The sequence below is a fragment of the Jezberella montanilacus genome (assembly GCF_003003055.1).
GTDB classification, from domain to species: domain Bacteria; phylum Pseudomonadota; class Gammaproteobacteria; order Burkholderiales; family Burkholderiaceae_B; genus Zwartia; species Zwartia montanilacus.
In genome coordinates, this window is record NZ_PVTV01000011.1 from 237050 (window position 1) to 263113 (window position 26064).

The 26064-nt window shown below is 51.6% G+C and carries 24 protein-coding genes and 1 tRNA gene; 11 read left to right on the forward strand and 14 right to left on the reverse strand.

Annotation, left to right across the window (positions count from 1 at the left end; translation table 11 throughout):
• Nucleotides 1-19: 19 nt before the first annotated feature.
• Nucleotides 20-2509, reverse strand: coding sequence for a ribonuclease R (rnr, locus tag BCM14_RS02765; protein WP_259673385.1), 2490 nt, complete (start codon nucleotides 2507-2509; stop codon nucleotides 20-22).
• Between the two features lie 179 nt (nucleotides 2510-2688).
• Here rnr and BCM14_RS02770 point away from each other — a divergent pair.
• A tRNA-Leu gene (locus tag BCM14_RS02770) sits at nucleotides 2689-2773 on the forward strand.
• Between the two features lie 33 nt (nucleotides 2774-2806).
• Here BCM14_RS02770 and BCM14_RS02775 read toward each other — a convergent pair.
• Nucleotides 2807-3250 (reverse strand): GNAT family N-acetyltransferase, encoded by a 444-nt coding sequence (locus BCM14_RS02775; RefSeq protein ID WP_311042720.1) that lies wholly within the window; start codon nucleotides 3248-3250, stop codon nucleotides 2807-2809.
• Between the two features lie 94 nt (nucleotides 3251-3344).
• Between BCM14_RS02775 and BCM14_RS02780 the strand changes: the two genes are divergently transcribed.
• The 4 genes from BCM14_RS02780 (at nucleotide 3345) to BCM14_RS02795 (ending at nucleotide 8854) form a co-directional block, all read left to right on the forward strand.
• A complete protein-coding gene (locus BCM14_RS02780) occupies nucleotides 3345-5006 on the forward strand; it encodes an FMN-binding glutamate synthase family protein (protein WP_106226468.1) in 1662 nt (553 codons plus the stop codon).
• A gap of 242 nt (nucleotides 5007-5248) precedes the next feature.
• Nucleotides 5249-6724 (forward strand): ammonium transporter, encoded by a 1476-nt coding sequence (locus tag BCM14_RS02785; protein WP_106226469.1) that lies wholly within the window; start codon nucleotides 5249-5251, stop codon nucleotides 6722-6724.
• A gap of 240 nt (nucleotides 6725-6964) precedes the next feature.
• Nucleotides 6965-7771, forward strand: a complete 807-nt coding sequence (locus tag BCM14_RS02790) for a TorF family putative porin (protein WP_106226470.1) — start codon at nucleotides 6965-6967, stop codon at nucleotides 7769-7771.
• Between the two features lie 114 nt (nucleotides 7772-7885).
• Nucleotides 7886-8854 carry a Bug family tripartite tricarboxylate transporter substrate binding protein gene (locus BCM14_RS02795; RefSeq protein WP_106226471.1) on the forward strand — a complete coding sequence of 323 codons (969 nt, stop codon included), beginning with the start codon at nucleotides 7886-7888 and terminating at the stop codon, nucleotides 8852-8854.
• Nucleotides 8855-8901: 47 nt separating this feature from the next.
• Here BCM14_RS02795 and BCM14_RS02800 read toward each other — a convergent pair whose 3' ends face one another.
• From BCM14_RS02800 to BCM14_RS02840, 9 genes are read right to left on the reverse strand one after another with little or no spacing between them, the layout of a single operon-like run.
• Nucleotides 8902-10392: a M81 family metallopeptidase gene (locus BCM14_RS02800; protein ID WP_106226472.1), complete on the reverse strand. Its 1491-nt coding sequence runs from the start codon at nucleotides 10390-10392 to the stop codon at nucleotides 8902-8904.
• 45 nt (nucleotides 10393-10437) lie between these two features.
• Nucleotides 10438-11568, reverse strand: a complete 1131-nt coding sequence (locus BCM14_RS02805; RefSeq protein ID WP_106226473.1) for a DSD1 family PLP-dependent enzyme — start codon at nucleotides 11566-11568, stop codon at nucleotides 10438-10440.
• Between the two features lie 54 nt (nucleotides 11569-11622).
• A complete protein-coding gene (locus BCM14_RS02810; RefSeq protein ID WP_106226474.1) occupies nucleotides 11623-12567 on the reverse strand; it encodes a PaaI family thioesterase in 945 nt (314 codons plus the stop codon).
• A 20-nt stretch (nucleotides 12568-12587) separates the two neighbouring features.
• Nucleotides 12588-13052, reverse strand: coding sequence for a MaoC family dehydratase (locus BCM14_RS02815; RefSeq protein WP_106226475.1), 465 nt, complete (start codon nucleotides 13050-13052; stop codon nucleotides 12588-12590).
• Nucleotides 13053-13069: 17 nt separating this feature from the next.
• The gene (locus BCM14_RS02820) at nucleotides 13070-14053 is read right to left on the reverse strand and encodes an NAD(P)H-dependent flavin oxidoreductase (protein ID WP_259673386.1); all 984 of its coding nucleotides are present in this window, start codon (nucleotides 14051-14053) and stop codon (nucleotides 13070-13072) included.
• 3 nt (nucleotides 14054-14056) lie between these two features.
• A complete protein-coding gene (locus tag BCM14_RS02825) occupies nucleotides 14057-14773 on the reverse strand; it encodes a 3-oxoacid CoA-transferase subunit B (protein ID WP_106226477.1) in 717 nt (238 codons plus the stop codon).
• Nucleotides 14770-15438 carry a 3-oxoacid CoA-transferase subunit A gene (locus BCM14_RS02830; RefSeq protein WP_106226478.1) on the reverse strand — a complete coding sequence of 223 codons (669 nt, stop codon included), beginning with the start codon at nucleotides 15436-15438 and terminating at the stop codon, nucleotides 14770-14772. The genes BCM14_RS02825 and BCM14_RS02830 overlap by 4 nt, the downstream gene beginning before the upstream one ends.
• A 5-nt stretch (nucleotides 15439-15443) precedes the next feature.
• Nucleotides 15444-16343 carry an SDR family oxidoreductase gene (locus tag BCM14_RS02835; protein WP_106227007.1) on the reverse strand — a complete coding sequence of 300 codons (900 nt, stop codon included), beginning with the start codon at nucleotides 16341-16343 and terminating at the stop codon, nucleotides 15444-15446.
• A 13-nt stretch (nucleotides 16344-16356) separates the two neighbouring features.
• Complete coding sequence (locus BCM14_RS02840; protein ID WP_259673387.1) at nucleotides 16357-17175, reverse strand: enoyl-CoA hydratase; 819 nt, start codon at nucleotides 17173-17175, stop codon at nucleotides 16357-16359.
• A gap of 290 nt (nucleotides 17176-17465) precedes the next feature.
• On the opposite strand from BCM14_RS02840, the gene soxC reads away from it, so the two are divergent.
• Nucleotides 17466-18749, forward strand: a complete 1284-nt coding sequence (gene soxC, locus BCM14_RS02845) for a sulfite dehydrogenase (protein WP_106227009.1) — start codon at nucleotides 17466-17468, stop codon at nucleotides 18747-18749.
• The gene (locus BCM14_RS02850) at nucleotides 18739-19290 is read left to right on the forward strand and encodes a c-type cytochrome (protein ID WP_375318455.1); all 552 of its coding nucleotides are present in this window, start codon (nucleotides 18739-18741) and stop codon (nucleotides 19288-19290) included. The genes soxC and BCM14_RS02850 overlap by 11 nt, the downstream gene beginning before the upstream one ends.
• Before the next feature lie 52 nt (nucleotides 19291-19342).
• Here the strand turns inward: BCM14_RS02850 and BCM14_RS02855 are convergent, their stop codons facing one another.
• Entirely contained in the window at nucleotides 19343-19636 is a 294-nt protein-coding gene (locus BCM14_RS02855; protein ID WP_106226479.1) for a DUF1330 domain-containing protein, read from the reverse strand.
• Nucleotides 19637-19668: 32 nt separating this feature from the next.
• The gene (locus tag BCM14_RS02860; RefSeq protein ID WP_106226480.1) at nucleotides 19669-20868 is read right to left on the reverse strand and encodes a tetratricopeptide repeat protein; all 1200 of its coding nucleotides are present in this window, start codon (nucleotides 20866-20868) and stop codon (nucleotides 19669-19671) included.
• Between the two features lie 187 nt (nucleotides 20869-21055).
• Here BCM14_RS02860 and BCM14_RS02865 point away from each other — a divergent pair, with 187 nt between their 5' ends.
• Complete coding sequence (locus BCM14_RS02865) at nucleotides 21056-22042, forward strand: Bug family tripartite tricarboxylate transporter substrate binding protein (protein ID WP_106226481.1); 987 nt, start codon at nucleotides 21056-21058, stop codon at nucleotides 22040-22042.
• On the opposite strand, the gene BCM14_RS02870 is transcribed toward BCM14_RS02865, so the two are convergent.
• A complete protein-coding gene (locus tag BCM14_RS02870) occupies nucleotides 22043-22918 on the reverse strand; it encodes a PCC domain-containing protein (RefSeq protein WP_106226482.1) in 876 nt (291 codons plus the stop codon).
• A 142-nt stretch (nucleotides 22919-23060) separates the two neighbouring features.
• On the opposite strand from BCM14_RS02870, the gene BCM14_RS02875 reads away from it, so the two are divergent.
• From BCM14_RS02875 to BCM14_RS02885, 3 genes are read left to right on the forward strand one after another with little or no spacing between them, the layout of a single operon-like run.
• The gene (locus BCM14_RS02875; RefSeq protein WP_106227011.1) at nucleotides 23061-24230 is read left to right on the forward strand and encodes an acyl-CoA dehydrogenase family protein; all 1170 of its coding nucleotides are present in this window, start codon (nucleotides 23061-23063) and stop codon (nucleotides 24228-24230) included.
• On the forward strand, nucleotides 24227-25015 hold the full coding sequence (locus tag BCM14_RS02880; RefSeq protein ID WP_106226483.1) for an SDR family NAD(P)-dependent oxidoreductase: 789 nt from the start codon (nucleotides 24227-24229) through the stop codon (nucleotides 25013-25015). Before BCM14_RS02875 ends, BCM14_RS02880 begins: the two co-directional genes overlap by 4 nt.
• Before the next feature lie 11 nt (nucleotides 25016-25026).
• Nucleotides 25027-26061 carry a phosphotransferase gene (locus BCM14_RS02885; RefSeq protein WP_106227012.1) on the forward strand — a complete coding sequence of 345 codons (1035 nt, stop codon included), beginning with the start codon at nucleotides 25027-25029 and terminating at the stop codon, nucleotides 26059-26061.
• The last annotated feature ends 3 nt before the right edge of the window (nucleotides 26062-26064 follow it).

Genomic DNA, 26064 nt, shown 5'->3' on the forward strand with positions numbered 1-26064 from the left:
ATCCGTCCAACCTCGTCAACTAACGAGGTTTACGGGTAGATTTTTTCACACTTGCGCTTTTTCCGCTTCGAGCGCTTCGCGCTGGCGGTCGTGAGTCCATCTTTGCTGTCTTTTTAGCTTCAGCCCGTCGAACCTTAGCGGTTGTTCCCTTTAACTCGGCTGGCTTGGAAGAGGCTGCTTTTTTTACTCGTCTAAACGGGACCTCTTCAGTACGGTTGGCCTGTTTTCGCAATGACACAAAACTGGTACCCGCAACGAGCCGGAACTCGATTCGCCGGGCTTCGAGGTCAACTCGAGCTACTTGTACTTGCACTGAGTCGGTCAAGCGATAGCGCATGCCCGTGCGCTCTCCGCGAAGTTCATGGAGAGATTCGTTGAATTGAAAATACTCAGTACCAAGCTCTGAGACATGCACCATACCTTCAACATGTAGCGTGTCTAAAGTCACAAAGATGCCAAAACTAGCAACACCAGTGACTTTGCCGCTGAACGTTTCACCGACGCGCTCTTTGACGAACCAGCACTTAAGCCAGGCTTCAACGTCACGCGAGGCTTCATCTGCGCGACGCTCATTTGCTGATAACAACAAGCCTAGTTTTTCCCAGACATCGTGCTCATGTTCGCTTCGCGTTGCGCCCGGTGCCGATACGTGGCCCGCAAATTCGGGCTGATATCTTGTCCCTTTCAACAGCGCCTTGATCACCCGATGCGTTAAAAGATCCGGATAGCGACGGATGGGCGACGTAAAGTGCGTATAAGCTGGGTAAGACAAACCGAAGTGGCCCATGTTGTCTGGGCCGTAAATGGCTTGTTGCATAGAACGTAAACACATCGTTTGCAGAAGCGAGTAATCGGGTCTTCCACGCGCCTTATCAAGTAGCTCGCCATAGTCCTTTGCACTGGGATCGGAGCCACCACCTAAGCTTAAACCCAATGTGCGCAAGAACTCGCGCAAGGAAGTAAGTTTGTCTGGTGTGGGCCCTTCGTGGATACGGTAGAGTCCAATATGCTTACTTCGGAACATAAAGTCGGCAGCGCACGTGTTAGCTGCGAGCATGCATTCTTCGATCAGACGATGGGCGTCGTTTCGGACCAAGCCGACAATCTGCTCGATTCTGCCCAACTCATTACACAAAATCTTGGTTTCGACGGTATCAAAGTCGATCGCGCCTCTATCTTTGCGACCTTGGTATAACAGCTGGTAAAGCTGATAGAGATCGTTGATCTGCGGCATGACTTTGGACAGGCTTTTGGCCATCGGGCCGCTTTGCTGTTGCAAGGACTCCCAGACTTGGTTGTAAGTCGTCCGAGCATGAGAGTAGATAACCGCGTTATAAAACTGATAGGCGCTGACGGTACCCGCTTTCGCGCCAGTGGCGTTGATGACCATATCGCATACAAGCACTAGACGATCAACGTTAGGGTTTAATGAGCACAACCCATTTGAGAGTTTCTCGGGCAGCATGGGAATCACGCGTCGAGGAAAGTAAACGCTGGTGCCTCTCTCACGAGCCGCTATATCCAGGGCATCGTCGGGCGTGACGTAATGACTAACGTCCGCAATTGCAACAAGCAGTCGCCAGGCTGGGCGCTTTCGACCTGCGGTACCCAGATCGATCTGCTCTGCGTACACCGCATCGTCAAAGTCGCGAGCGTCTTCGCCATCGATCGTTATAAACGGCACGTCGCGCAAGTCGACGCGATCCTTCAAATCAGTTCGCCTAACCGTGTCTGGTAGTTTTTCAGTCTGACGAAGTGCTGCCTCACTAAAATCAACTGGCACATCAAATTTGCGAACGGCAATTTCGATCTCCATGCCAGGATCATCGATTTCACCGAGAATCTCAGCCACTCGCCCCAAAGGCTGTGAGTGTCGAGTCGGCTGTTCGATAATGTCAACCGAGACCACTTGACCGTGCTGCGCCCCACCCGTATCACCCGGAGGAATCAAAACGTCATGCTTGATACGCTGATCTTCCGGCACCACAATGGTCAATCCGCGTTCGTTCAAGAAACGCCCGACCAAGCGATTCGTTCTGCGCTCAATCACCTCGACAATGGTGCCTTCTGGTTTACCGCGATATTCGCCACTGGGCTTAACCAAAACGCGATCGCCGTGCAGCACCTTTAACATTTCGCGTGGCGACAAAAAGATGTCAGGCCCACCGCCGTCTCTGACTAAAAAGCCAAAACCGTCACGGTGACCTTGTACCCGTCCCGCAACGAAATCAAGCTTGTTTGCCAAGAGCAGCAAGCCCTTACGGTTGGGCAGCAGTTGGCCATCGCGCTCCATTGCGGCGAGTCTGCGGTCAAAGCCAATGCGGGTCTCGTCCCGATCAGCACCCATGTGGATGGCTAGCTCATCTGCAGACAAGGGCGCAGCTGATTTGCGCAAGGTCTCGAGAATTTGCTCGCGACTGGGCACATCGGGATCGAAATCTGCCGGAAGCTCAGGGGTGCCGTTGGTTGCTCGGATTTTCTTTGCTGGGTGAGGTGGGCGATTTGCCAAAGTGTGAATCTCGTCTATAATTGAGGGCTTGCTTGCGGTGCACCAACTGGGGCGCTCGATTGACAGTATGCCGATCGCAATATTGTCAGTAAGCTTGAGTATACGAGTTTAAGTATTAAAGTTAAGTGCAAGGTCAGTACAAGATAAGTAGGCGCAACTAAAAGAGCGAATACTGCAAGGCCCAGGTGGCGGAATTGGTAGACGCGCACGGTTCAGGTCCGTGTGCCGCAAGGTGTGGAGGTTCGAGTCCTCTCCTGGGCACCACTAAAGTTTAAAGCATAAGGCATGGCACGCTGCTCATGCGACGGGATCAAGCCGCATTGTCATTTTTACATGCGGGATGTCAGCTTCCAAAAACTCACCCCCTTCTGCGATAAAACCGTGTCTGACATAAAAGTTGGTTGCATGAACTTGCGCATGCAAGATCGCCAACGGGTGACCTCGTTTGCGCGCTTCGCTGACCAGCGCAGAGAGAACGGCGCTGCCCACGTGCTGTTTGCGTGCGTGCAAATGAACAGCCATTCGACCGATATGACCGTCGGGCAATAATCTACCAGTCGCGACTGCGTTATTTTGGCCATCGTATGCAACCGCGTGCAAGCACAGCTCGTCCATCTCATCGACCTCTTCATCCAATGGCACGCCCTGCTCAACCACGAATACCGCCTCCCTAATTGGCATGGCATCGGCCTTGAATGCCTGCCAGTCACCCACTCTTACCGACACTTCTATGTTGTTCACGCTCGACCTCTTCTTCACCTGGCTGGCTTCGAGACATCAAAACCAACAATCATCTGTTAAATTTGCCTCAAATATAACTGCATAAGAGGCACTTATGGCGATGCTTGCATTACGAAACTTTGCACTCTGGATTGCCATGGCAGGCGCAGTGCTTGGCTCTGCACTAACCATCGTGGGATCAGCGTCTTGGGTGATTGTGGCCACTGCTTTTGGACTGCTGACCTTAGTCGGTTTTAGAGATCTTAATCAGCAGCGCCACGCCATCTTGCGCAACTACCCAATCATTGGTCACATCAGATTCTTTCTTGAATTTATCAGACCTGAAATCCGACAGTATTTGCTCGAGAACGACACAGAAGAGGCGCCCTTCGCGCGGGTGAAACGATCACTGGTTTATCAGCGTGCAAAAAAGCAAAGTGACAAGCGACCATTCGGCACCCAGATTGATGTCTACGGTGATCGCTATGAATGGATCAATCATTCGATGGCACCCAGCAAGATAAGTGACATGGACTTTCGGATCAAAGTCGGTGGCCCAGCTTGCCTGCAGCCTGTGTCGTTATCTGTTCTTAATATCTCTGCGATGAGCTTCGGCGCGCTATCAGCAAATGCCGTACTAGCGTTAAACGAAGGCGCCAAGATAGGCAATTTTGCTCACGATACGGGTGAAGGTGGCATCAGTTCTCATCACAAAAAGCCCGGCGGAGATCTGATCTGGAACATCGGCTCTGGCTATTTTGGCTGCCGTGACGAGCATGGCAGATTTTCTGAAACGAACTTTGTCGCCAATGCGAGTTTGCCTCAAGTTCGCATGATAGAAATCAAACTATCCCAAGGGGCGAAGCCTGGTCATGGGGGGATACTCCCCGGCGCAAAAGTCACGGCTGAAATCGCACAAGCTCGTGGCGTAAAAATTGGTGAAGATTGCAACTCTCCAGCGGCGCACACCGAGTTCGACAGTCCAAAGGGCCTTCTGCAATTTGTTCAGCGCTTGCGGACACTGAGTGGTGGTAAACCGGTTGGATTCAAGCTTTGCATCGGACACACTTGGGAATGGTTTGGCATCGCAAAAGCCATGGTCGAAACAGGCATCACACCAGATTTTATCGTCGTCGACGGGGCCGAGGGCGGCACAGGTGCTGCGCCAATTGAGTTTGTCGATCATGTCGGCACGCCACTTCGAGAAGGTTTGCGCCTGGTTCACAACACACTAATTGGTCTTAATTTAAGACATCTAATCAAAATTGGCGCATCGGGCAAGATTGTCTCTGCCTTCGACATGGCTTGCATCATGGCACTGGGCGCTGATTGGTGCAATAGCGCTCGTGCCTTTATGTTCTCGATTGGTTGTATCCAAGCGCAGGCCTGTCACACAGACAAATGCCCGACGGGCGTCACAACTCAAGACCCGCAAAGACAAAAAGCCCTGGTTGTCGCCGACAAAGCGCCGCGGGTGGCAAGTTTCCATCAAAATACTTTGCACGCGCTAGGTGAGTTGTTGGCAGCGGCTGGACTGCAGCACCCCGATGATCTACATACGCACCACATCGCGCGCAGAATGTCGTCGACACAGGTCACCCTGCTCTCGTCAATTTTCCCCTCAATGACGCCCGGATCACTACTTCGGGGCGAACTGCCCACACGAGTGTTTCAAGTGGGTTGGCCCATGGCTAGCCCAGATCGATTTTCACCGAACGAAGACTTGGGTGCTTCTTGGGCTAAAGTTAAACTAGGTGCAGAACCGATCACTCTCTGATCTATAGCTTGATCATCTATTTTTGCACCAATCTGGTGAATGTCGCACCACGATATCCCATAAGTGCGGGGGGGGGGGGGGGTAGGACCACCCATGAAGCTGGATTGGCAAACTCTTATATATGACAGTTGTGTTGCAGCACACAAAATATAATCTGGCACGTGTTTTGCTTCGTCCTAGGGCAGTAAATCAATAATTAGTTTTCTAACTAATGTAACTCGTTTCTTTTAGAGAGGATCTTCATGTTAACTTGGATAAAACGATCTTTGGCACTGGTGACCGTTGCACTAATGTTAAGCGCAGCTAGCCTAACCTTAGCGCCATCGGCTCACGCAGAAGACGCAAAGCCCGCGGTGACCGCCGCGGCAGCCGAAGCACCAGCCGCTGCAGCAGCTGCCACAGCGCCTGTGCCCAACAAAGGGGATACCGCTTGGATGCTGATTTCAACAGCGCTCGTACTGTTGATGACTTTGCCCGGCCTGGCGCTGTTTTACGGTGGTCTGACCCGAGCGAAAAATATCCTCTCTATCTGCGCACAATGCATGGTGATATTTTCATTGATCACTGTGCTCTGGTCGATATATGGATATAGCCTAGCGTTCACCGAAGGATCAGCCTTCATCGGTAAATTCGACCGGCTCTTTTTGGCCGGTCTGACACCAGAGACGAATGCGGCAACGTTCAGCAAAGGGATTGTGATTCCTGAGTTTGTGTTCATGGCGTTTCAGGCTGTGTTCGCAACGATTACTTGCTGCTTGATCATCGGCGCTTTCGCCGAGCGCGCAAAATTCTCTGCAATTCTTTGCTTCATGGTGCTCTGGTTCACTTTCAGCTATCTGCCAATTGCTCACATGGTGTGGTTCTGGCCTGGTCCAGACGATGTGAAAGACGCTGCCTCGCTTGAAGCAATGACTGCGAAAGCTGGCTGGTTATTTCAGAAAGGCGTTCTTGATTTCGCTGGCGGCACAGTCGTACACATCAATGCAGCAATCGCTGGTTTGGTTGGATCATTTGTCATCGGCAAGCGTCTGGGTTACGGCCGCGAAATCATGAAGCCACACAACATGGTGCACGTCATGACGGGTGCTTCACTGCTTTGGTTTGGCTGGTTCGGCTTCAACGCAGGCTCTGCTCTCGAGGCGAACGGCACTGCGGCACTCGCATTTGTAAACACCTTCTTGGCTACAGCCGCTGCTGTACTCGGCTGGACCTTTGCTGAGTGGATTTCTAAAGGTAAGCCATCCGTGTTGGGCGGTGCTTCGGGTTGCGTTGCAGGCTTGGTTGCGATTACCCCGGCTGCTGGCTTCGTTGGCCCAATGGGCGCCTTGGTTATCGGCGCGCTAGCCGGCATCATTTGCTTGTGGGGCGTGAATGGTCTGAAGAAGATTTTTGGTTCAGATGACTCGCTCGACGTGTTCGGTGTGCATGGCGTAGGTGGCATTTTGGGTGCCTTGTTGACGGGTGTGTTCGCTGCCCCATCGCTCGGTGGCACTGGCATCTACGATTACGTGACTGATGCAGTCGGCAAAGACTACGACATGATGGGTCAACTCTGGATTCAATGCCAGGGTGTTCTGACCACATTGATCTGGTCAGGTGTCGTGTCCTTCATCGCCTTCAAACTAGTCGATATCCTGATTGGGTTGCGAGTACCTGAAGACGAAGAGCGCGAAGGCCTCGACATCACCTCGCACGGTGAGTCTGCCTACGAGCATTAAGTAACACCTGCGTTTGCTCTAAACATCGACCAAAAAATAACTGTGAGGATGCCTGTTAAAACAGGCATCCCAGGAAGGTTTTAACTCGTAAAAAACGATAGCGATCAATAATCTTGCAGCTGATCGGGTGAGGACAAACGAAATTTTTACACCATTTTTATAGTACGAGCACTAGACTTTCCACCAATAAACCAATCGATTGTTACTCAATAAACTGTTCATTCGCATCAAGGATTAATCATGTGTTCTTTCTCTAAATCTGTACTTTTTGTTGCACTGGCAACAACCCTAAGCGCCACCGCATTCACGCAAGTAGCCCGCGCTGAAGACGCGGCTGCGCCAGGCCCACTTACCGCCAATATGTCTGTTGCAAGCGAATACCGCTACCGCGGCCTGTCGCAATCGAATTTTCAGCCAGCAATCCAGGGCGGGATTGATTACGCTCACGAAAGCGGCTTCTACATTGGCAACTGGAACTCAAGCATCAGCTGGATTTCTGACGCAAACAAAGGCACCTCAGCCCCGATCGAGATGGACATCTATGCGGGCTACAAGCATGACTGGTCGGAAGGCTTCATCGCCGACGTAGGCGTCTTGCAGTACTACTATCCAACATCGGGCTACCCAAGCAGCAGCGTTAATCCAAATACTACTGAGATTTATGCGGCACAGAACTTCACCTTCGGGCCTGTGACCGGTTTTGCTAAATTTTCTTACGCTGCAACCACATTGTTTGGCACAGCAAACAGCACGGGATCAACCTATAGCGACTTGACGGTTAACTATGACACAGGCGTTTGGGGCTTGGCGTTGAATGGCCACGTGGGCTATCAATACTTGGCGGGTAGCAACCCTGCTGGTGGATCAAACAACAGCCTCTACTCTTACACAGACTGGAAGCTCGGTGTGACGAAGGACTTTGGAGAGGGTTTTTCTGCTAGCGTTAGCTACATTGGTACCAATGCTAACGTCACAGCTTATACCAGTCCAAATGGCTCTAACCTCGGTAAAGGTGCAGGCGTATTTGCAGTCACGAAGACTTTTTAATTCTGAGTGCCCTCTAGACCAGAGAAAACTCTGATTTACATAGGTAGGTTAATGAAGATATAGTCCAGATCAGTTCAAACGAGCCCCTCCAGGGGCTCGGATCTGGAGATAAAAATGAGACAAAAGTATTTGCACCAAATTCTTTTGGTGTTTAGTTTAGTGTTCACTTCTTTTGCTACTTTCGCTCAAGACTGGCCAAGCAAACCCATCAAAATCGTTTTGCAATTTCCGCCTGGCGGCTCAACCGACGTCGTTGCCAGGATTCTGGCTCAGCACATGTCCAAAGCACTGGGACAAGCGGTCTTAGTCGAAAACAAACCAGGTGCTGACGGCGCGATTGCTGGTGAGTATGTGGTGCGCTCCGAGCCTGACGGATACACATTTTTTCTGGCATCCAATACACCGATGATGCAGGTGCCATTGTTAAAACTCAATGCGCCGTATGACCCGATTAAGTCCTTTACCCCTGTGGCTTTAATGGGATATTACGTTTATGTGCTGGTCGCGAGTCCCGCGATTGAGCCCAAGACCGCCGCGCAGCTCTTAGCCTATGGAAAGAAAAATCCCGATAAGCTGAACTACGGAAGCTATAGCGGGGTCACGCAGCTGATGCAAAGTCGTTTCAAGACTGCGGCAGGGGTAGATCTTAATATGATTAACTACAAGGGTGAAGCGCCAACAGTTAGCGATATCCTTGGTCAGCATATTCAATTTACGTTTGCAACGCCGACCAGTACCCTCTCTCACATCAAAGCGGGCAAGTTGAACCCGATGGCTGTTTTACTTAAAAAGCGGTCACCGTTATTGCCTGATGTGCCAACAGCTGAAGAAGCCGGCTTACCGGCCCTGGGCGCGGTGACGTTTGCAGCCTTCTATGGCCCTGCTAATCTGCCACCCGTCATCACACAGCGCATGAGCGCTGCTATTAATGCTGCGATCAAAGACCCTGAAGTAGCCGAGCAAGTAGCGAAGCAAGGTTTCGACCTTTCTGGTTCGACTGCTGCTGAGCTGGGTGCCTTTACTGCAGAGCAATTGGTCTCCTGGAAGCAGGCGTTTGATAGTGCCGGCTTGAAGCCTGACTAGGTGAGTGTAGCCCTGCGCTCTTGTGATCTCACGTGAGCGCAGATCGATCAAATGGCGTCTGTATTAAAAGGATAGATAGGGCGACGGACGTGCTTGAATTCAAACCACGTGTAGTTTGAACTAGTAGGCCCGCCTTCGTCTGAATCACATTCGACCAGACCTTTGCTAATTGGTACAAAGACAGGTCTGCAGTAGATTCGTGATTTCAGCAAGATAAAAGATTTATCCTCCAAAGTGATGCCGCAGCTTGTCAGCGCGCCAAGGTCATAGGGTTCCATTCGCTCTGTTGTTATTACAATTTGTGCTGATGCCGTATCCAGAACCACAGTCGGGCCCATTTTTGCGAGTGCACCCGTGAATATCGGGCCTGTCACGGTAAAGCTTCCGTCAGTGATAGCTTTGACTGTGCCGGTTAAGTTCAAGGGCGGATGTGATTTACCCAGACTCAGCCACCCAGCTTTGTTGCCCAAGTCGACGGTCACTTTCGATCCGACACCAGCGCTGATCATTTGTTGAACAACAGCAGGATCAGCAATGGGGCCGACGGCGATGTTGGTTAAGCCAAAATTCAGAGCACCCGACAATACATCCATGGTGTCACAGGTACCACCAGACATCACATTATCGCTGTGATCAAGTAAGAGAACAGGACCCTTACCCTCGCCTGCCGCAAGCGCTGCGGCCTGCGCAAGTGAGACAGCAAGCGGGTCGCTTTTGTAGGTAAAGCCTTCACGGTGATTCAAGATCAGCGATTCGATTTCATCGGCAACTTCATCTGCCAAGGCTTGATTGCCATCGGTGACAACAACAACCGACATACCTGCACCATGAAAGTCAGCGAGGGCAAAGCCAGCTAGCACTGAGACCCCCAGCACCCCAGGGCGGTGTTCAGCTTTGTTTGCTGCTTCGACCGCTACCTGCATGGCTCCCTTTGTCGTGTTGCTGCACAAAGTGTGAGACAAAATTGGAAGTTGTCGATACGCCATAACGGGCTTGGTACGCCCTGAAAACATATCGACGAATATGCGACCGGCATGCTCGCCTGTTTCGAACATATCAATATGAGGATAGGTCTTGTAACTAACCAGCACATCGCAGTTGGCCGCCATCAGTGGTGTCACGTTTGCGTGCAAATCCAAAGCAACAACTAAGGGAGTGGTGGGTGCAATCTGTCGAATTTTCTCAAGTAAGGCCCCTTCGCCATCAGGTGCGCCTTCTGCAACCATGGCACCGTGCAAATCCAGCAAAATCGCATCGCAGCCAGGTCGAATGGCATTCAGAATTTTGTCGCACACCGTGTCATAGGCGTGCTTGGAAACTGTTTTGCTCGGGTTGGCCATCGCTGATACGGGGGTGATCACCTCGGCCCCTAGCTTGAGTGCTGTCTGGATCAGTGCACCGACTGCTGTCCGAGCATGTTGCTCTTGTTGCAGTACGTCGTCATCCCACAGGGGGCTAAAGGCCTCAAGTGGTGTCGGGATTGGTGAAAACGTGTTGGTCTCGTGCTGAAACCTTGCTACAACAATGCGTTTGCTCATTTCTTAAGCCTCGATAAGTTACTTTGCAGTTAATTTTACGTGCTGTCACCAACCGTAGAATCTCGTCCACGTTGTCGTATCCCCCGAAGCATCAACCGCCTGATACGCTGGGAATTGCGCCCCAGTCGCACAGGCGTGATTCGGCAGAATGCGTAATTGACTGCCGACTGGGAAGCGATCCACTATATTGCTGATAGGCGACGCTGGGTTAGCAATAATGCCGTGTTCCTGGTTGGCGCCGTTCATCACCACGCCATCTAACGGTTCTCCATCGATCGTGCAGACCTGGCCGTAGCCAAAGTCCCGATTTTGCTTTTGCGTGCCTCGATCCCGACTCATGGCCATCCAACCGGCATCGACAATTGCCCAACCTTTTTCAGCTTGATGTCCGATGACAGTTGTCACAACACTCAAGGCAATCTCCTCAAGCCGACAAACACCAACGTTATGCATAACCAAGTCAAAGAAAACATACACCCCTGCCCTGACCTCGGTCACGCCATCCAGATTTTGAGCCATCAGTGCGGTTGGGGTTGAACCCACACTCACAGCTGGGCAATCAAAGCCTGCCGCACGCAAACGGTCAGCGGCCCTGACGCAAAGGCTGCGCTCTTGCTCTGCCATCTCTATCAGCGCCTCGGCGGTATTCAGGTCGTAGCTCGACCCAGCGTGGGTCATGACGCCTGCAATCGAGGCACCTGGTTGTTGCAGGGCATGCGCCACGTCCAGCAGCAAAGCTGATTCGGCTTTAACACCTGAACGATGATCGTCGGTATCAATCTCAATGAACACCTTGAAGGTCACGCCTTTTTCAACCCCGACTGTAGCAATCGCTCGGGCAGATGCAACGCTGTCTGTTAACAACTTCAGGTCGCACCCCTTTGCAATCAATGCGTACGCTTGCGCCAGCTTGCTCGGAACCATGCCGACCGCATACAAAATATCTTTGATGCCTGCGGCAAAGAACTGTTCGGCTTCCTTCAGTGTTGATACCGTGATGCCCGAAGCACCTGCCTCTATCTGAAGATTCGTGACGTCAGCACACTTGGATGTCTTGACGTGGGGTCTGAACTTAACGCCAAAGGCATCTATTCTGTTCTGCATTCGCTTGATATTGCGCTGCATGGCGGCGATATCAATCACTGCGGCTGGCGTGCTGATTTCGGTAAGTTTCATGGTTATGTCAAAGCGAACAGTTAACGATTAAAAAGGAACAATCGAGCATGCAGATCACGCGCGTCTGACATGATTACTCACCACGTCAAGGACTTGACGACCGTTGCTACTCATCAGTTTCGTTCGCACGACTGCGGTCATTCGTCCATGATGAATAACTTTAGAATCTGCTGTAATGGTGTCTCCCTGACCCGGACTGATGTAGCTCGCATGAACCGCAGTCATCAGCCAGCCGTCCCCAAGCGCGGCATTGGCGGTCACCATTGCATGGGTGAGTGTGATGCCGCCTTGGACATGGCCGACCCGATTACCCACGTGTGGGCCATTGGTGACGACGCAATGAGCAGCACCTTTTATTGCCTCAGGATAGAGCCCAAGGAAATGAGTGAGAAAATCACCCCCTTCGTGCAGTGATTTATTCAGCGCACGCTCGGCAAGTGTGACAATGCCAACTTCGGACTCGCTCATACTGCCGGGGTCCAATTCTGAAACCACCGGCGGGACTTGCTTGACCCAAGGGATAGGGTGAAGCTCAACGCCCGGGGGTGGAGGCAAAATCATGAAACTGCCCGACCCAAAGCAGACGAGTTCGCCATTCGCATGCACTTTCGTCGCACTCATGCCTTCTCTACCGGCAGCCCCGTGCACAAAACCTTCAGACACACTGGCAACCGCCAATTCGCCCAGCATCGGGGCAGAGGTCATTTGCAGACTCAGTGAGACTGTCGCCAGGCGAGTTGAGGGTTCGAGACCCGATCTAATGCCAGTCGCTAAGCCCATATCGGTGACAATCGCAAACGCGGCGATGTGGGTATCGCCCTGTTTATCGAGCAGATGCGGCCCGGACGGCAATTTCAAAAGCGACTTGGTCAAGTGGACATTTTCGAAAACCTGTCCGACGAAATTACCAATAAAGTGATAGCCCGGATTGCGATTAAGCACGATGGCGTGCCGCACCTGGGTCATGATGGGGTGCTGGTACAACGCTTGGTCAAACATGTTGGGTGATGCTTTAAGTTTTAACCACCCGAAGCGTAGACCATAGATATCGTTTCGGCAACCATGGCGGGGCGCTGCTGGCCTTCGATTTCCATTTCGTTACTGAAGGTCAGACGCGCACCGCCTTCCACCTTTTCAAACTTCAGCAAGCTACGGTGCAAGCGAATCCGCGAATCGACTGGAACCGGCGCGGTAAAACGAACTTTGTTGTGCCCGTAATTGATGCCTTTTGATCTCTCGATGACTCGGACAATCTTACCACCCAATTCTGTTACCAATGATAAGGTCAACATACCGTGGGCAATGGTTTTACCGTCTGGCAATTCTTTTTTTGCACGCTCTACGTCGAGATGGATCCAGTTTCTATCACCTGATACCTCAGCAAACGCGTCGATCATTTTTTGATCAATGGTGACCCATTCGCTGACACCCAGTTTTTTGCCAACATAAGCTTCGAAATCATAAGGGGTTTGTAGTTCAAGCATTTTTTTCTCCAGTTAAATCAAGCCGCAGCGGCCGTCTTGCAGAGCCTTGAAAGTCTGCCTTCGATGAGCGATTCAGCATCAGCCACAATGCGATGAACCAGCTCTGCACAAGAAGGGATATCGCCAATCAAACCCTGAACCATTCCAACAGACCAGATCCCGCCTTCGGTATCACCCACCTCGTAGACGCCACGACCTTTTAAACCAGAAACATGCGGGCCGATTTGCTCAATCCCCATGCCTTGTTTTTCCATGTCGATGATGCTTTCTGACAAGGCGGTCCTAGCGACACGACTGCTGTTGCGTAAACTGCGCAAAATCAAGGTCGTGCCAGTCTCGTTGCCGTCTACGATTGCTTGTTTGATCTTGTCGTGGATGGGTGCTTCTTTCGTACACATAAACCGTGTCCCCATGTTGATGCCTTCAGCACCTAGGGCAAGCGCGGCAACGAGTCCTCGGCCATCACCAAAGCCGCCCGAGGCAATCACTGGAATACTCAATTGCGCAACCGTTGCAGGGATCAGAATCAGGCCTGGGATATCGTCCTCGCCGACGTGACCGGCGCATTCGAAACCGTCAATACTGACGATATCTACACCGATCTGTTGAGCCTTCAAGGCATGACGTGCAGTCGTGCATTTATGGATCACGGTAATACCAGCAGCCTTGAAGGCTGGCATGTGAGCTGATGGGTTATTGCCCGCTGTCTCAACAATTTTTACGCCAGACTCGATGATAGCTGCGCGATACTCGTCATAAGGGATTGGTTTCAAAGAGGGTAAGAGCGTGAGATTCACAGCAAAGGGTCGATCGGTCATGCTTTTTACACGTTCGATTTCGCTACGCAAGGCCTCGGGGGTCGGCTGTGTTAGACCGGTCAAGGTACCGAGTGCGCCTGCGTTGGACACAGCAGCAACAAGCTCTGCACGGCCGACCCATTGCATGCCGCCCTGAACAATGGGGTGCTCGATGCCAAGCATTTTTGTAATAACTGTTTGCATAATTTAGGCGTCCGCCAGTAAGAGATTGGGTTGATGATTGGCAAGCTCCGCTTCGGTGAGCGGGCGATATTCAGAGCACGTATTACTCAGTGTTAATTTGGCTGCTGTCACGGACTGCAAACTATCGAAGTCAAGCCCCGCGGCTATCCGCTGAACAATTAAGCCATTAGCGGTGACCAGAATCAACGCAAGGTTGGTATAGATGCGCTTAACGCACTGCGCCGCGGTCAGCGGGTAGGTACAGCGCTCAAGAATCCTGGGGGCACCGTCTTTCTGACAATGTTCCATCAAGGCCCAGACATTCGCTGAGCCGGCAGCGAGATCCATCGCACCGCCAACTGCCGGCGTATGCGTTGGATCTCCTGTCGACCAGTTCGCCAGATCCCCGTTAGCGCCAACCTGAAAGGCGCCAAGGCAAGAGATATCAATGTGTCCGCCTCGAATCATCAGAAATGAATCACTATGGCTAAAAATCGAGGCACCTTTGACTAAGGTTAAGGGAGTCTTACCTGCGCTGACGACGTCCTCATCCTCAAAGCCGGGCTCAGGCTTGGGGCCGAGGCCTAAAATTCCCTGCTCGCTATGCAGCATGATTTCACGGCCTGCTGGCACATAATCCGCCATCATGGTCGGCAGACCTATCCCTAAATTGACACAGCTGCCGTCTGGCATATCTTGTGCAGCGATGTGTGCCAGCGTCTCTCTGCTCACCCCTTTCATGGTCTCACCTCCACCAATCGATCAATAAAGACACCCGGCGTGACGATTACTTCTGGATCCAAAGTGCCAAGCTCAACAATTTCTCGGACTTGCGCGATGGCTAACTTAGCTGCACCTGCCATCACCGGATTGTTCACACGTGCACCGCGGTGATAAACCAAATTGCCCCAACGATCGCCCTGTTTTGCATTGATCAAGGCAACATCACCCGTGATGGGTTCTTCAAGCACATACTCTTGCCCACGTATCATGCGAACTTCTTTACCTTTTGCCAGTTCTGTTCGTGCGGCGGTTTTGGTATAAAAGCCGCCAATCCCCGCTGCGCCTGCGCGTATACGTTCAGCCAAAGTACCCTGGGGCACAAGCTCGAGCTCGATGCGGCCCGCCACATACTCAGTATCAAATGATGTTTTTCCAAAAATACTGCGCGGATAGGAACAAACCACCTTCCGAATCCTGCCCGCTTTAATCAGATCTTCAATAACGTCTGCACCACCAGTGGAGTTATTCGCTACGATGGTCAAATCCTTGACGCCGAGTTCTAGCAAGCCTTGGCACAGTTGATTCGGACGGCCCGAGGTACCGAAGCCACCCACGAGTACGACCGCACCATCTTTGATCCCCTGCATGGCTTGCGCAATTGAATCAACACGTTTATCAATCATGGCCGTCAGTCCAGGTCGTTGCCGGCCATATCGGCATTGCGACGCGCGCGACGTGACAACTCTTCAATGATCGGACCGATTAGCGTCGCATCATCGCAAGGCCCAGCCTCTGGTCCACGATGCCACCCTTCGAGTACCGCCAAGTGACCACCTCCGACTTCGAAGACGCGTCCAGTCACGTCCTGGCTGTGCGCGCTGGCCAGCCAAACAACCACTGAAGCAATCCAACGAGGGTGACGTTTTTCGATTTCTTCGGCTGTGCGCTCTCGCAAACCTTCGGTCATCCGCGTTTGCGCGTGGGGTGAAATCGAATTCGCTGTGATGCCATAGCGCTTAAGCTCACGTGCTGCAATCACAGTGAAAGCAGCAATACCAGCCTTAGCTGCGCCGTAGTTCGTTTGCCCGATGTTGCCGAATAAACCAGAGCTTGACGAGGTAGTGATGATTCGGGCGTTCACCGGTTCACCCGTTTGTTTTTGCAGATTACGCCAATAAACAGCGGCGTGATGCGCAGGTGCAAAAGTACCTTTCAAGTGAACATTGATGACGGCATCCCATTCGTTTTCTTCCATATTGACCAACATACGGTCACGCAGAATCCCTGCGTTACTGACCACTGCATGTAATCCACCGTAGTGCTCAACGGTGCTTGCGATCAAACGCTCTGCGCCTTTCCAGTCGGCAATATCGTCCCCATTGGCAATGGCGTCACCACCCGCTGCACGGATTTCGGCGACCACCGCGTGGGCTGCAGACAAATCACGACCATGGCCATCGCGACCTGTGCCCAAATCATTGACGACGACTTTGGCACCGTGCGAGGCGAGTTGCAAGGCGTATTCACGACCGATACCACCGGCAGCACCTGTGACGATGACTACTCGATCTTGGCATAGTAGGCTCATTTTCTTCTCCGTATTATTGTTTGTTTTGACCAAACCGCGGCGCGCGCTTTTCAACATAAGCTTGTGTGGCTTCTTTATGATCTGTCGTTTCAGTACATCTCACATGTCGCACCGCCTCGTGATCCAGCATGTCTGACAATGACGCACCAAGCGCGTAATTCAAATTGGCTTTCATATGTCCGATCGCTGTCCTTGGGCCTTCAGCGAATTTTTTTGCTAAAGCAGTCACTGTCGGATATAGCTCATCAGGTTCGACCAGCTGGTTAATCAAACCAATGTCTAACGCTTGCTGCCCGGTCAAAATCGGTGATGTCAGATACAGCTCGCGAGCCTTGGCGGCACCAACCAGTCGCGGTAAAAAATAATGCCCACCAAAATCACCGGGCAAGCCGACTTTGATGAAAGCAGTTGTAAATTTTGACTGAGTATCCGCGATTCGCATGTCACAGGCCATGGCAAGCGACAAGCCAGCGCCTGCTGCTGCGCCACTGATCATGGCGATCGTGGGTTTAGGCATTTCATGAAGTAGTTCAGTCACTCGGTTTCTGCTGCGCAGATTTGCCGCTTTCTGCTCAAAAGTAAGTGGGTCTTGTCCTGAGCCTGCCATACGTGCCACGTCACCACCGGCACAAAATGCCCCGCCCGATCCGGTCAAGATCACGACGCCGACGTCGCTATCGTCAGCCGCCTCAGTCAGCGCTCGGATAAACAAGTCATGCATGCTGGGACTGAGCGCGTTGCGCCGCTCTGGACGATTCAGCGTAATGGTAAGTACCCCCTCTGAAAAAGATGTCAGAAGGTGTGCAGACTGATCCGTGCTGCTATGCATCATTTTTTGTCTCGTCCTTGTTTTATTTTTTGATTCGTGACGCTTTGTTCACGTAGGTATTTATATAGCATGACCGCACTCGTAATCGGAGTGGTCGCGGCAATTTTCAACAAAATTAATTGAGACTATCGGCAAGCTTGTTTGTTGAGTATCCTAGATACGACGAGTATCCCTTGCAAATCGCCTGAGCTCATGCGCACGATCGATGCATTGCAGGTAGACTTTCCATGTATGGGATCAACAAGGATCCGAGATCATCTGACCAGAGTGATGACAAGCATAACGAGATAGCTATGATCAAAGACGATAAAACCGCGCTCACTCGCCGTAAAACTGCCCTCACTCGCCGGCGCTTTATACAGACTGGGTTTGCGTTATCTGCAGGTACTGCTGGTTCTCTTGCTTTCAATAATGCGCAAGCTCAATTTGATAGTCAAGGCAATTTGCTTGTCGCGCCTTGGACGAAAAAAACTGGATCTGATTTTTTAACTCCCCCCTATGGCGTACCTTCAAAGTATGAGAAAGGTGTGGTCCGCATCTTGCCCACGCCAGCGGCCGCTTTTCCGACTGCCTCTCGAACACCCTTACAAAACCTCTACGGCATTATTACGCCCAATGGTTTGATATTTGAACGCCACCATGCGGGTGTGCCGGACATCGACCCGGATGCGCATCGCCTCGTAATTCATGGCTTAGTTGATCGTCCCTTAATGCTTACGATGAACGATTTGGTGCGCTTTCCTTCGGTATCAATGATTTATTTTTTAGAGTGTTCTGGCAATGGTTCCGCTGAATTAAAGAAGCGTACTGGCACCACTGTTCAAGAGACACACGGCTTACTGTCCTGCTGTGAGTGGACAGGGGTTCGTTTATCTACCGTGCTGGCAGAGACGGGGGTCAAATCCTCTGCAAAATGGCTGCTAGCTGAAGGCTCAGATGGGGCTGCCATGACCCGCAGTATTCCCATGCAAAAAGCCATGGATGACGCACTACTGGTGTATGCCCAGAATGGTGAAATGCTCAGACCAGAACAAGGCTATCCTTTGCGACTGTTTCTGCCAGGCTACGAAGGAAATACAAATATTAAATGGTTAAGACGTCTGAAGCTTGGTACTGAACCTTGGCAAACTCGTGAAGAGACCTCCACTTACACCGATTTAGGAGCAGGCGGTAAAGCTTTGCAATTCACTTTTGAAATGGGCGTGAAATCAGTCATCACACAGCCATCCGGTGGAATGAGATTAAAGCAAGCGGGGTTCTATGAGATCACTGGTTTTGCGTGGACTGGTGCAGGCAAAATTCGCAGTGTTGATGTCTCGATCGATGGAGGTAAGTCGTGGGATCAAGCTGCTTTGCAAGAACCAGTGCTCAACAAAAGTCTGACACGTTTTCGTTACCCATGGATGTGGAAGGGTGAGCCGACCGTGCTTTTAAGTCGAGCGAGCGACTCAAGTGGCGCAATTCAGCCCACTGTAGACGAGGTACTGAAACTTCGCAGCGCTAATTCGGTTTATCACAATAACGCTATCCAGCCATGGCTAGTTACTGCAAATGGTGAGGTGTCGAATGGGCGCTAAACAACTCGTTAAGACCACATATCTTTGTTCAGTTTTTGCCTTTGCCGCGCTAACTTCATCTAGCAGTATGGCCGCAGATAGTGGTCACGAAAAGATCTTGGGTCTGGGTCAGCCAGTGACCGGACAACAGCTTAGCGCCTGGGATATTGACATCGCCGCAAATGGCGTAGGTTTACCTGCTGGGAGTGGTAGCGTAGGCCAAGGAAAACTGATCTTTCAGGCTAAATGCGCGAGTTGTCATGGGGCTGAAGGTCAAGGCGGCCCTGCCAATAAGCTAACCGGCGGGGGGAACTTGAACACCGCTGGCGCAGTCAAAACGATCGGAAGCTATTGGCCTTTTGCTACAACCATTTTTGACTACGTTCGTCGTGCAATGCCTTATGGCGCCCCTCAGTCGCTTTCGAATGACGAGGTCTATGCCTTGACGGCATACCTTCTGAATGCCAATCAAATTGTTGATGCGGACACAGTCATGGATGCGAAGGCTTTACCTTTAGTCCAAATGCCTAACCGTGCTGGTTTTGTTCGCGTTGAACGATAAAAGACACCGCGCGAGCATCAATACAGACAGATTGTCTTATCTGACCATGGCACTACACACCCTCGATCACGCGTAAGACACCTTCCGAATTATCGAGGCGCCCGGCAATAATGGTTTGATAGTCAGGACTGTGATACCACTCAAGCGCACGAGCTTTATCAGGGAACTCAAGCACAACTGTTCGAGAAAAAGGTAATTCACCCTCCAGCGCTGTCATCTCACCACCTCGCACCAGATATTTACCACCAAATTTTTCTATTGTGGCTGGCACAGCACCCGCGTAGCTCGCCTGATAGGAATCGAGATTCGTGACATTGATGTGGCCGACAACGTAGGCTTTAGGCATTTAAATGCTCCTGTATGGGTGAAGAACTCAGCTTACTGTAACCAAGTTTGGGTACGACTAATAATCGTGCGCTGAGCGTGACTGCCACCCAAGCGCGCAGACTCTTGCAAGCAGTGCGCTAATTCAACGCGCGCAGCCATCAGTTCTTGACTTAACAAAGACAATAAGGCTTGCACCCAATGCAGCGCAACTGGTGCGGCTTGATGCCCTGCATCTAAGTGTTTTTGCACCCGCGTTTGACAGGCGAGCAAGCTTTGGATGTCGCCGGTCCCTGCTGCCAGCATTGCCAGATGCACCTCAGCGAAGAGATTGCCGCCATTGGGGAGTTTTGTCCTAGCAAAATTCTGGGCATTTGCCCATGAAAGCCCGCTGATCCCGAGCAACTGCAGACGCCATAACAAGGCTGACGTATCGGTCAAACCAACCAGCGGTGGCGCGTACGCCAAATGAGGCTCTATTACCGTTAAGAGTCGTTGCAATGCCTGCTCAGGACGACCAAGATCCAGCTCACAAAGTGCCGCGTGCCAGTGCACATGCCCATAAAGCATGGCGTTGTCTGGATATTGACCAAGCCAGCTTTGTGCAAACGTCAACCCTGCCTCAGGCGCGTTCAATTCAAACTGTGCATGCATCATCACGTGCGCCGCGTTGCCATTGGCAGGGCGAAGCTCCAGGCTGCGTAAAACCATCGGCAGACCTGCCTCTGGCTGATTGCATTCGACTAACGTCCAGCCTTGGTGACTTAACATCCACGGGAAGTCTTGCGGATAGTGGGGTGCTAACTGCCGCACAAACTCATGTCTTTCTTGATCATGATCAAGCCGACCGCTAAACGCAATCAGCCCAAAGGCACCCAGCGCCGTTGAGATAACCAAAGCATCAGTGGGCCAGCGTTCAGCATGGGCACGAACGGCCTTAAGCGCTAAGGCAGCTTCGCCCGCAATCAAGAGTCCGACAACATGAATATGTGAACGCTCGCGCTCGGTTACAGAGTGGACGAGTTGCTGTGCCTTGGCTGAAGCCTCGCGCGCTTCGACCGCACGCCCATAGGATTGCAAGACTAGGGCACGCGTGCTGTGCGCCAATGCAAAATCAGGCTCATGCTGCAAGGCTAAATCTAATGCTGCAAGCGCCCCCGGCCAGGCGTGTAATTGATGATCAACCGCTTGTTCATACGCATCAAATGCGGGCGTTGAATGACAGCTGACGTGTTGATCAAAAAAATCTTTCATGAATTACCTGCACAAGTAATAAGAAAAAATTTACGCTGATCGTACAAGCAGCAAAGTTAAACGTCAATGCAGGTAAAGGACCAGACGGCCCTTGCATCAGAAAGGCTTGATCTCTCGTTGGAAACAATGGGACACTACTAACAAAATACAAAAAATTCGGTTCATTCGAAGCCAAAGGAGACAATTAATGCAGAACCAATACAGTCGGTTTATTCATCGGGGTTTAACGCTCTTTGTTTCAAGTCTAGTTCTGTTCACTTCGGTGGTGCGGGCTGAATATCCGGACAAGCCCATCTTGTTTGTTGCCCCTTTCGCTGCTGGTGGCGCAAATGACTATCTAACCAGGCTCATGGCGCAACATATGGGGATGGTTTTAAAAACAAGTATTGTGGCTGATAACAAAACGGGTGCAAACGGGATCGTCGGTGCTAGTTATGTAGCCAAGTCCGCGGCTGATGGATACGTTTTGCTCATGGGCAATAGCGCGACACACGGCACCAACAGCAGTTTGTATCCCAACATGCCTTACGACCCGATCGCAGACTTTGCGCCAGTCAGCATGGTCGGAGCTGTCCCTTTAGTGATTGCTGTGGATCCACGTTTGAACATCAATTCGATCGCTGAACTCATCGCCTACGGCAAAACACATCCAGGCAAATTATCGTTCGGCAGCAGTGGCGTAGGCGGCACCGGTCACCTTGCTGGCGAAGCCTTTAATGCTTCCGCTCGACTCGATCTGGTACACGCACCGTACAAAGGAGACGCACCAGCAGTGGCTGACGTGGCAGCCGGTCAAGTTCCGCTTGCGGTCATTGGCGTCGCTTCAGCGTCGCCCCTTTATAGCGCTGGCAAAATCAAGGTTTTGGCCGTTGCAAGCAAAGTCAGAAACAAAGCAATGCCGGATGTGCCCACGCTGACTGAAGCCGGATTCAGCGGTTTAGAGTTTTCGCAATGGTATGCCCTGGTCGCGCGGGCTGGCACGCCAAAAGACGTTATTCAGAAGTTAAACGTCGCAGCGAAACAGGTTCTTAAAAATCAGGATGTCATACAAGCAATGTTGACGCAAGGCGCTGAGGCTCAGTACACCACACCCGAACAACTCGAGAATTTTTATCAAATAGAAATCAAGCGTTTTGCGAACATCATTCAAAAACTGAACATCAAGGCAGATTAACTATTGTTTGACCAGCACCAACTCACAGGTCACGAGGACTGGATTACTTTGGCGAGCAATGCGTCCTCTGTTGACCTTACCTTCAAAATCCACCAAGGTGATATCGATAGCGGCTCGACATTCGCCTGAGGGGTGCGGCGTGATTCGGCCACGTTCAATTAATAATTCGGTTGCTAGCTGTTTAACGTGTCGTCCATCAGCAAAATCTGCACAAATTAAGCTACCAACGCCGCCTTGCACCTGTGCTTTTTGCCAACCTTGGTCAACACACAAATGCTCGAGTGTCTGACACAAATCCTGGTTCGGGATGACCCGAATAACTAAGGCGTCATGAGTCTCTTCAGCAGGCCATGTGGTCGACTGTGGGGCGGGCACAGCGAGCGGTTTGAATATTGAGAAGTTTGTCTCCGGATCAAACAGAGCGTCAAAGCGGACAGACTCAATTAAACAGACTTCAGCTTCGATAGGACTCGACACGACAATTTCATCAGGGACGAGATGACCAGAAAGCGTTTTACCACCGGGTTCTAACCAAACTGCGTGACAGTGCAACCAAGGCTGGCCATCCTTATTACCAAAGGTGACTGTCGCCATTTCAAGCATGACCTGATCAGTTCCAGTCATTTTCTCGCTAAAGAAAACTGCATGCTCTGGATGATCGGATAGCGCTGGCAAGTAATAACAGAAGTTGCTAAATGCCCCTCCTGATAGTCTAAGCACTGCACTGTCGCTGTCCAGGGCGGCAAGCAGACGTGTCACCGCAGTTAGCAGGGTGTCGCCAACCGGCAACTCCGCATGCGTAATTCTGACTTTACTTGGCAAAGCCATTGAGCTGCTATCCAGCACTGGCCCGGGGTGTTTGATTTGTCTCATCATCTTATGCGGCCGATCTTATTGAGTCGATCTCGTTTTCATCATTGATCACGGATTATTAATCACTAATCACTAAGCTCGATACTAGAATACTATTTAGGATTGGACTACCCCCTAAACCTTCCATGTGCAGAAGAGTGCGTTGATGAACTTTACCCTGACAGAAGAACAAAAAGACCTTCAAGCGCGAACCCGCGCGTTTATCACAGAAAAAATCATCCCTTACGAGAATGACCCGCGGGTAACTGCCCATGGACCAACCAACGATTTGCGTCACGAACTTGTCGGCCTCGCTCGACTGGCCGGTTTGCTGACGCCGCATGCGTCTCGTGAACTGGGGGGATTAGCGTTAAGTCATATCGACAAAGCCATCGTCTTTGAAGAAGCGGGTTACTCGACGCTCGGGCCCACCGCCATGAATATTCATGCCCCTGACGAAGGCAATATCCATTTAATGGAAATCGTTGCGACCGAAGCGCAAAAAGAACGTTGGCTGCGGCCTCAAGTCGAGGGTCTGACTCGATCTTGTTTTGCCATGACAGAACCATCGCCGGGCGCCGGTGCGGATCCATCCATGATGAACACGATGGCGGTTAAGGATGGCGATGATTACGTGATCAATGGCATGAAGTGGTTTATCACCGGCGGCGACGGGGCTAACTACGTCATCATCATGGCTAAGCTCGAAGACGGTTCAGCCACGATGTTCTTAAGCGACATGGATCGCCCAGGAATCAAGGTCGTTCGCAGCATGGACTCAATGGACTCCTGTTTTGTTGGTGGCCATGTGGTGATGGAGTTTAAAGACGTCAGGATCCCGGCGACGGACGTGCTTGGAGAATTGGGTAAAGGCTTTAAGTATGCGCAGATCCGATTGGCCCCTGCTCGCTTGACCCATTGCATGCGCTGGCTAGGTCAAGCTAGACGAGCTCACGACATTGCTGTGGATTATGCAAGTAAGCGTGAGGCTTTTGGTCGTATTCTGGGCAAACATGAAGGTGTTGGTTTTATGCTGGCCGACAACGACATGGACATCATGACTGCACGTCTTCACATTTGGCACACCGCATGGTTGTTGGATCAGGGGCAGTCTTGCAACTTCGAATCCAGCCGAGCCAAAGTAGTCTGCTCGGAAGCCGAGTGGCGCGTGATTGATCGTTGCGTTCAAGTTCTGGGTGGCCAGGGTGTCACGGGAGAGAAAATTCTGTCGAGAATTTTCATGGATATGCGTGGCTTTCGAATTTATGACGGCCCAAGCGAGGTGCATCGCTGGAGCATGGCTCGCAAGATTATTGAAGCAGGCGTGCGTTCATGAATCAACACTCTTCAAATCCGCAAGCGCTCTTTAACTTGACCGGCAAAGTTGCGCTCATGACTGGTGCCTCAAGTGGTATCGGCCGCCATCTCGCCAAAACACTCGCTGCGGCGGGTGCCACAGTTATCGCGGCTGCGCGGCGCGTCGACAAATTAGAAGAACTTGTCACAGAAATTGAAGCAATGGGCGGGCAAGCGTATGCCGTCGCACTTGATGTCTCGAATGCAGAGAGCGTTCGTCAATGTTTTGATCAAATTGAAACACTTGTCGGTGCAGCCGATATTGTCGTGAGCAATGCCGGCACAACAGTTGCAAAGCCTTTACTGGATCAGACTGAAGAAGACTGGGATCAGGTCATCGATACCAATCTTAAAGGGGTCTGGCTGGTCGACACAGAGGCCGCACGCAGGATGATCAAACACGGCAAAGGCGGCAGCATTATTAACGTCGCATCCATTTTGGGCGAACGGGTAGCGGGTGCAGTCATCGCTTACACGACTTCTAAAGCAGGTGTCGTGCAGGCAACTAAAGCCATGGCACTTGAACTGGCGCGTCACAAAATTCGTGTTAATGCGCTGCTGCCAGGCTATGTCGCGACTGATTTAAACAGCGATTTTCTTGAAAGCGAGGCAGGTAAAAAGCTCATGTCTCGAATCCCCGGCAGACGTTTCTGCCAGATGTCTGATCTTGAGGGGCCCTTGATGCTGTTGGCGTCTGATGCCAGTTTGGCGATGACAGGCACCAGTCTTGCGGTCGATTGGGGCCATTTGGTGAGCAGCCTGTAATGAGTCAAATCATGACTGCAGACCATGCGCTCGATTTCGGCAAGCTGGCCTCGTGGATGCATAGCCAGGGCCTGATTGACCGGCCAGAGCTTGCTGCGTCACAGCTTACCGGCGGACAATCGAACCCAACGTTTCGACTCAAGTCGGGAACTAAGCAGTATGTCTTGCGTAAGAAACCACCCGGGACCTTAATGCCTTCAGCGCACGCAGTTGACCGGGAATACCGAGTGATCAAAGCCTTGCAAGGCAGTGATGTCCCTGTGCCCAAGGTCTATGCCTTTAGCGACGACGATTCGCTTATTGGCACTGCTTTCTATCTCATGGAATTCCTCGAAGGAAGGGTCCTGCTAGATCAATCCTTGCCTGGCATGAATGCGAAAGAGCGTGGCGAGATTTATGCTGAGATGAACCGAGTGATCGCGGCCTTGCACCAAATTGATCCTGACGCGGTTGGGCTAGAGACATTTGGTAAAGCAGGGAATTATTTTTTAAGACAAATTACCCGCTGGGGCCGAGCGTACAAAGAGGCGCCTGCTGAAGACATCCCCACCATGTATGCCTTAATTGATTTGTTGCCACTGCTCATCCCTGAGGGCGACATGACCCGTATTGTGCATGGCGACTTCCGTATGGACAACCTGGTGTTTCATCCCACCGAACCGCGGGCGATTGGGTTGCTTGATTGGGAGTTATCAACGCTCGGGCATCCGATGGCTGACTTTTCTTATCATTGCATGAGCTGGCATGTCACACCAAACTTGTGGCGAGGCATAGGCGGACTGAATCTTGAATCGCTTGGTATCCCGCAAGAGGACGACTACATAAAACGTTACATCGACGCGACTGGTTTCACTGGCCAAGAGCATTGGGATTTCTATATGGCCTACAACCTGTTCAGAATGGGTGCGATTTTGCAGGGAATTCTGCGCAGGGCGATGGATGGCACAGCAGCTGCCGCAGATGCAATCGAAACCGGCAAGAAAGGTCGGGCCTTGGCCGAACTTGCATTGCAATACGCGCAACGCTATCAACAAAGCCGTGGCTGATTA